Origin of the sequence: Streptomyces hainanensis (genome assembly GCF_004348415.1) — a bacterium.
Lineage (GTDB): Bacteria > Actinomycetota > Actinomycetes > Streptomycetales > Streptomycetaceae > Streptomyces > Streptomyces hainanensis.
Genome location: NZ_SMKI01000393.1, coordinates 1 through 7,562, shown reverse-complemented (window position 1 = coordinate 7,562; position 7,562 = coordinate 1). Strand labels below are relative to the sequence as shown.

Sequence of the window (7,562 nt, the reverse complement as noted above, 5' to 3'; positions counted from 1 at the left end):
GCTGATGACGCCCATGCCCACCGGGTGGTCCTTCACCGACGCCGCGACCCTCCCCGTGCCCTACCTCACCGCCGTCGCTGCGGGCGCTGCGGGTGACGGTCGATCCGGTGGCGGTGACGTTGGCCGTCAGGTCCGTGCTGGTCAGCACGCGGCCGTAACCGTCGTAGGTGACACCGGACTCCAGGTAGCGGGCGGTGGAGCCGTCGTGTTCCTTGAGGGTGGCGGTGCGGGTGACGAGCCCGACGGTGGGCGCCTGGCCGTAGTCGCGGCCGTCGTAGGCGTAGCGGACGTCGGAGATGACGTCCTCGGCGCGGTTCGGAGTGGCGTCGCAGCCGACCGCCACGGCCTCCTCATGCGAGACGAGGGAAAGGATGTTGCTGTCGGCGTTGTCCACGTAGGTGGTGCGGTCGCACCGGTCGTCCGCCGTGGTCGAGGTGTCCCCGAGGTCGTGGACCTGTGTGGGGCGTCCCGCGTCATCGTCGTAGGAGGTGTCGACGCGGGTGCTGCGCCAGCGCGCGCCCGCTCCGTCGTCCAGCGAGGTCCAGGTCGAGGTGCGGGAGGTGCCGGAGAAGTTGGCGGTGATGTCTCCCCAGGAGCGTTCGTCGCGGGCGGTCTCGTGGGACCACGGGCGGGAGACGGACTTCTCCAGGATCCGGCCGTCGACGCCGTCGTAGGTGGCGGTGCGGTAGGCGAATCCCTGGTAGGCGGCGTGGTCGGTGATCGAGTCGCCCTCGCCCTGCGGGAGGGAGACGGTCACGGACTTGGTGCCGCCGCCGGGGTCGCGGCGGTCGCCGTGCATGCCGCGCAGGAAGTAGGTGTCCTCCTGGCTGATCATGCCGTCGTCGCCTTCGCCACCGGTCTGCACGCGGACGTGGCCGTAGCCGCGCCACTGGGACCAGGTCTTCTCGGAGGCGGGGGTGAGGCCGTTGTCGTCGTCGTAGTGCCAGGCCGCGTCGCCGAGGTACTGGTAGCGGGTCACCTGGGGCAGTGCCCCACCGGTGCGGTCGGTGGCGCTGACGGAGGTGACGACGTACTTGTTGAACCACTCCTGGTCCGGGTCCTCGTTGACGCCGCCGCCGATGAACTGCGGGAAGCAGCGGGTGGTGTTGGACTGCGGGGTGGGGAGCGCGTCGAAGGAGCAGCCCGGATCCGAGTAGTCGACGTCGATCTGACCGCCGACGTCGTCGGTGATGGTGGCTACGCGTTCCTTGATGAACGGGGCGTAGCCGTCACCGATGCGGTCGAGGCGGTTGGGGAGTTGGGCGTAGGTGAAGCTGGTGCGCGGGAGGGTGACGTTGGGTGCGGAGGTCGGGCCTGTGTGGCCGGTCCGCTGGATACTCTCCAGCAGCAGTTGGTAGTCGATGTCGGCCTGTCCCCACCGGTGGGTGAGGGACCAGGAGTCCACGTTGCGGACGGTGCCGTTCTCCCGAACGCTGGTGCTGATGCCGGTGAGGCGGTTACGGGTCCAGAAGGAGGGACTGGAACGGCCGTCGTCGCACCGGGAGCCCGAGGCGCAGTTGAGGTCCCACGGAGTGTCGTACCAGTAGGGCTCGTTGGCGTCGATGGCCGAGGCGTCGCAGTTGACGCCGGACTGTGGGAGACACCGGGTGCCGCTGGTGAAGTCGACGGTGGCCAGGGGCTGTTGGTTGTAGATGTTGCCCGTGTCGCGGAGGCCGTAGTCGATGCGGTCGATGGTGCCGCCGCGGATGTAGCGGGATCCGGCGGCGGGGTCGAGGAGTCGACCGTAGTAGTTGGCCTCGGTGTCGTAGTAGTAGGCCATGGTGTTGCCCAGCGGGTCCACGACGTAGTCGAGGTTCCAGCGCCAGCCCTGGTTGCACCAGGAGGCGGCCAGGGTCGCGGCGTGGCACTCCTCGCCAGCGTCGTTGCCGTAGACGGGCACGGTCCAGACGGAGTCGGTGGTCTCGTTGCCGCTGGCCCAGCCGGGGAGGCGGTGGTAGCCGAAGTAGTAGCGGGTGCCGTCCGGGGAGGTGAGCTCCCAGTACTCGTTGTCGTTGTCGCCGTTGGCCCGGGCGCTGGAGTTCAGGCGGCGGACGCGGGTGCCGTCATCGTTCTGGAGCTTCCACTCACCGTCGCCGACCGGGACGAGCTCTCCGCCCTTGCCGTTGAAGGAGAGGTAGGCGTTGTCGTACTCCCAGCACAGGTCACCGACCTTCTGGCCGTTGGCGTTCTCGACGTCTTCCTCGGCGCAGGACTGGTAGCGGCGCTCGATGTAGCCGGGCCAGAGGTCGAAGCCGTCGCCGATCCAGGACGCCTGGTTGTTGGTGTTGCCGGTACGGCCGTCGATGGAGCCGGAGGAGTAGGAGATCCCGAGGCCGGGGACGAGGCCGCCGGGGACGTCGGGGACGCCGATCGGGTAGGACCAGCTGAAGTCGCCGGTGTTGAGGCCGACGTTCCAGGTGGAGGAGGGGGAGAGCGAGGTGGCGCCGTAGTCGCTGCCCATGCTCGCGTCGTCGGCCGCCGCGGCGAGGACGAGGGGCTGTGTGGCGTCGAGTGCGACGGCCTGCGCGGTGAGGGTCTGTTGTTCGGTGTCGTTGACGGTGTCGAGCGGTGCCCGTTCGCGGCACTCTGGCTCGTCGGGCGTCTCCAGAGCGCAGGTGGGGAGTTGGTGGAGGGTGAGCCGTGAGCCGTAGCCGCCGCCGTATGCCTGGGCGAAGGATCCGTAGCCGAGTTGGACGTCCACCGACTGGTCGGCCGCACGCGCCCCTGCGACCGTGGTCTGCTGGGCCACGGTGAACAGGACGCCGTCGACGCCCGCGGCCTCGGTGGCTTCCCGGTCGAGGACGGTCACCTCGGCGGTGACGTCCTGTCGACGGAGGAGCGGCGCGGGGCCGGACTCGGCCTGGAGCCAGATCGGCAGGTCACCGGCCCGGGTGGCGAGGGCATTGGCGGCGCCACCGGTGGACAGGCGCACGTCGACGGGACCCGGCTCCGGCCAGGTCGCGCGGGGTGCCTCCTCGGGGACCCGAGGCGCGTCGTCCGTCGGCCGTTCGAGGACCGGAATCCCGTCGCTGCCGTCGATCGGCTCCGCGGTCACGGTCTGGTCGTCGCTGTCCGCGGCTGCCGAGGGGAACGAGACGGCCTGGAAGAGGCTGCCGACCATGAGGGCGGCCAGGCCAAGTCCGAGGCGTCGGCGCCACGCACGTGCTCCACGTCGTTGGCGTATCCCGTTCATCGCGTGTCTCAGTCCCTTACTCGCGTCGGTGGTGCCGGTCGGGTTCGGACGGGTCGGGTCGGGGAGGCGGTTCGTCGGGCTGTCAGTCACGGTTGGGCAGCTCGGTCGGAACGCCGGAGAGTGGCAGTGCCAGGGCGGCCACCTGCTCGGGGTTCAGGGCGCCCTCGAAGAACCACAGGTCGTCCATCGCTCCGGGCCAGTACTCGTGCCAGGTGCTGCCGGTTCTGGCCCGCCCGACCTGGAGTGACTGGGTCGCGCGGTGTGTCACGACGTTGTCGGCCCAGGACACCGAGCCGCAGGTGTCGCTGTTCTCGTCCGGGCAGGCGACTTCCTGGAGCAGACCGTTGACATACAGCCGGACCTGGCGGCGGAAGCCGTCGTAGACCAGGGCCAGGTGGTTCCAGTCGCGCACGTCCAGGAACTGGCTGTTCCCGGCTCGGACCACCGTCGCTCCCGTCGTGTCGGTGTCGGGGAGGACGATCTGGTACTGGCCCCAGCCCTCGATCTCCGCGTCCGGCTGGAAGCGCACCGTGAAGGCGCTGTTGTTCGTGCCGGGTGCGCTCAGGACGGTGGCGCCGCCGGTCGGGGCGGCAGCGGCCTGCGCCCAGGTGGTGAGGGAGAAGCTGCGGGAGGAGTCGACCGGAAGCCTGCTGGTGGTGGCGTAGTCGTCGACGCCGTCCAGGGTGAGGGAGTTGGCATCGATCCATCCGGGCGTGATGGACGCGCCACCCCCAAGGGTGAGCGGGTTGGCCGCGGTGGAGGAGTCCGGCGTGGTTCCGGCGGTCGTGGTCTCGAACTGCCAGCGGGCGGCGACGCGGGGGCTCTGGACGAAGAGTTGGCGCACCTCCTCGGCCGAGGCGACGCGGTCGAGGACGCGTACGTCGTCGATCTGGCCGGAGAACGGGACGATGACGCCCTGCTCGTGGTGGTCGGCGGCGCCGATGGTGAAGCGGCCCGAGGCGTTCCAGCGGGCGGTGAAGGGCGCGGATCCGGCGAGTTCGCCGTTGACGTAGATGCGGAGTTGTCCGGCGTCGAGGTCGTGGACGCCGACGACGTGGGTCCAGGCGCCGAGGTTGGCGGCCGCGCAGTTGGGGGTGGTGGCGGTGCAGGGTGACTGGCTGGCCTGGACGAGGGTGCCGGTGCCGTCGCCCGCGGTCCAGCGGCGCATGGTCCAGCCGCGGCCGTCCGGTGCGTGGACCAGGGCGAAGCCCCAGTCGACGTCCGCGGTCTGGGCGGCGACGACCATGGTCTGGTTGGGTTTGTTGCTCGGCAGCCTGACCCAGGCGGCGACGGCGAACGACTGGTAGGTGTCGAGCACCGGTTGGCCGGTCGCGGCGATGCCGTTGGTGGTGCCGTTGAAGCTGGCGGCCCGGCCGCGCACGCCCTCGGCGCCGAACGTCACGCCGCTGCCGGCGGTCGCCGGGACCACCTGGCCGTTGCCGGCGACGCTGGTGGCGTCGGCCGACTCGTCGAACGACCAGACCGCCAGGGCCGGGCGGCTGCCGGAGGTGATGGGGTTCTGGTCGGCGATCGTGCTGATCTGGGACTGGCTCAACCCGTAGTCGTAGAACTGGACCTCGTCGAGGTCGCCGTCGAAGAACTGGCTGGCGGCGCTGCCCGCGAGGCGGGCGCCGATGGCGGTGGAGCCGCGGGCCTCCCAGCCGGTGAAGCTGAGCGAGGTCGAGCCGATCTGCTGGCCGTCGACGAAGAGCAGCATCTCCCTGGTGGGGAATCGGACGACACCGGCGACGTGCGTCCAACGGCCCAGTGACGCGGCGGTGTTCTGGCGGACACGGGTGACGGAGGCGTTGGCGGCGTCGGAGTTGGACAGGTTGAAGGACCAGCCGCCGGTGCCGGGGTCGACGGAGAGGCGGAAGGCGTCGGTGCTGTTGGCGGCCTGGGAGGCCGCGGTGCCGGTGGCGGTGACCCCGGACTCGGGGAGTCGGGCCCACAGCGAGACCGTGAAGCTCTTGGAGGTGTCGAGCACCGGGGGGACGGTGCGGGCGTGGCCGTCGGTGCCGCCGAGGTGGAGGCCGGTGCCGCTCATGCCCTCGCCGCCGGCCGTGGCGTCGCCGGTGAGGGCGGCGGGCCAGGGTTCGCCGTCGCCCAGGGCGGCGGTGGCGCCGGCCTGCTCGTCCAGGCCCCAGACGGTGCGTTCCGGGGTGCCGGCGCGGACGCGGAAGATGTAGGTGCGTTCCGTGGAGGCGTTGTTGGCGGGGTCGAACGCCCGGACGTACAGGATGTTGTCGCCCGGCTGGTCGGGGAGCAGTCGGACGGTGCGGGCGGCGCCCCCCGAGGTGGCGACGTCCGTGTACGCCGTCGACTGGTTGCCGGTGGCGAACCGGTACTGGTAGCGGTTCACGTCCGTGGCGGAGGAACGGAACGTGAAGTTGCCGTACTTGCCGACGCCGTCGCGCCAGGGGTCCTCGGGGTCGGCCGGGTTGGACGCCGGGTACTCGGGCGAGGTGACGGTGGGCGAGGCCGGACGGCTGGTGTCGTAGATGAAGTGGCAGAGCTCCGGGCTGCCGTTGGACGACCAGGGCGAGTAGTGGGCGCCGTCGTGGGTGCGGGCTTCCCATCCCACGTGGCGGTTGCTGGGCAGGTTGCTCGGCAGGCTGATCGAGAAGGTCGAACCGGACGCCTTGTAGGTGGTCAGGCCGGGGTTCCAGCGGACGATGTTGCCCTGGCCGTCGCCGGTGTCCCACCAGGCGCGGAACTGCACGGCGACGCGGTCGCCGTCGGGGTCGGTGACGTTGGTGGCGTAGACCTGGCCCCGGGTGTTGGTGTAGGCGGGGTTCGACGTCGGCTTGCACGCGCCGCCGTACTCCATGGAGAGCTGGGAGGTGCCGATCTGCGGCGGCGGGCGGTTGTACTGGACGCGGAGGTAGGCGGCGTCGGAGAACCGCTTCCAGGTGTACGGGTCGCCCTCGCTGGTGGCGCGCATGCCGATGGTGAGTTGGGAGCCGTTGTTGTCGGCCGTCTCCTGGACGGCGGAGCGGACGTCGAACTCGGCGTCGCGGGCGCCGCAGCCCTCGTAGCCCCAGGCGAAGGCGCGGGAGTCGAGCTTCTCGATCCAGAAGCCGGAGGCTTCCTGGGTGTTCCAGGTGGTGCCGGAGTTGATGCCCCTGGTGCGCCAGACCTGGACGTCGCGGACCTCGCAGGAGGCGGACCAGACGTTGCGGGTCACGAACTCGGCGGAGACGATCTCGGTGCCGGCGTAGCGGGACGTCGGGAACTGGAAGAAGAGCCGCTTGAGGTCCTGGGGCTGGCAGTAGGTCCAGCCGCAGTAGCCCATGCCGGCGTCGTTCTCGCCGTTGAACTTCCACTGCGGGGAGTTGGACCAGTAGCGGGAGGCCATGGTCCAGGACGTGGCGCGCGGGGTGTACCACTGGGGGTCGATGTAGACCGGGTACCGCGTGTCGGCGCCGCGCAGGATCTCGGGGTCGGGGGTGAGGGCGAGTGCGGTGTCGGTGACCTCGACGCCGACGCGGCCCTGGCGGCCCGAGTCGCCGGCGGCGGGTTCGACGGTGTCAGAGGTGGCCACGCGGGCGGCGGGTTCGGACGAGGCGTCGCCGGTGCTGGAGTCCCACATCAGGGGAGCGGGGGCCTCGAAGACGGCGGTGCCGGCGCCCTCGTCGAGGGCGGCGACGCCGCCGTCGGCGGTGACCTCGACGTCCATGCCCTGGGCGTCGAGGCCGAGGACGAGCTCGGAGAGGGCCTCGCTGTGCGCGGCCTCCTCGGTGTTGACGACGAGGAGCTGCGTGAAGCCCTCGGGCGCGGCGCCCATGCGGAGGTCGACATCGGGGAGGACGTCGTGGTAGACGGCGTCGGTGCCGTCGAGTCGGGGCTCGGGGAGGTCGCCTGGCCAGTGGAGTTCGAGGACGCGGCCGGCGCGGGACATCCGGACGAGCGGGTCGTCGGCGCCGCCGCCGGAGAAGGCCAGGTCGACGGTGGCCACGGTGGGGGCGACCATGCCGTCGTCGGTGGTGGTCAGGTCGGTGTCGATCGTCCGCCACTCGCCGTCGACGCGGGCCCGGACGGGCCGCAGGTACTCGCGGGCCTCCAGGGAGCCGTCGGGCTGCGCGAAGACGTCGCTCGACTCGCCGCGCGCCGAGAGGACCTCGACGGGTTCGCCGGTGCGACGGGCCTCGGCGAGCGCCTCGTCCTCGGAGGCGGCGCCGGTCTCGGAGGCGGCGCCGGTCTCGGTCGCGGGGTCGGTCTCCGATGTCGCGGCGGGTTCGCCGGCGCGGGACGCCGGTTGTTCCGCCATGGCCGGTCCGGTCGTTCCCGTCAGCAGGCCGGCCGTGATCGCCAGGCCCACCGCGCAGGACACAGCGGCGCGCATCCCCACCCCAACCCTCTCCACAAG

Annotated in this window: 2 protein-coding genes; both read right to left on the bottom strand. The window is 71.2% G+C overall.

The annotated features are described in order from the left end of the window. The coding region (locus E1283_RS27980) for an RHS repeat domain-containing protein (RefSeq protein WP_481906704.1) at positions 1-3,121 on the bottom strand (3,121 nt) is incomplete at its 3' end. Positions 3,122-3,275: 154 nt separating this feature from the next. Further along, positions 3,276-7,538 carry a LamG-like jellyroll fold domain-containing protein gene (locus tag E1283_RS27975; protein WP_243745154.1) on the bottom strand — a complete coding sequence of 1,421 codons (4,263 nt, stop codon included), beginning with the start codon at positions 7,536-7,538 and terminating at the stop codon, positions 3,276-3,278. Between the last annotated feature and the right edge of the window lie 24 nt (positions 7,539-7,562).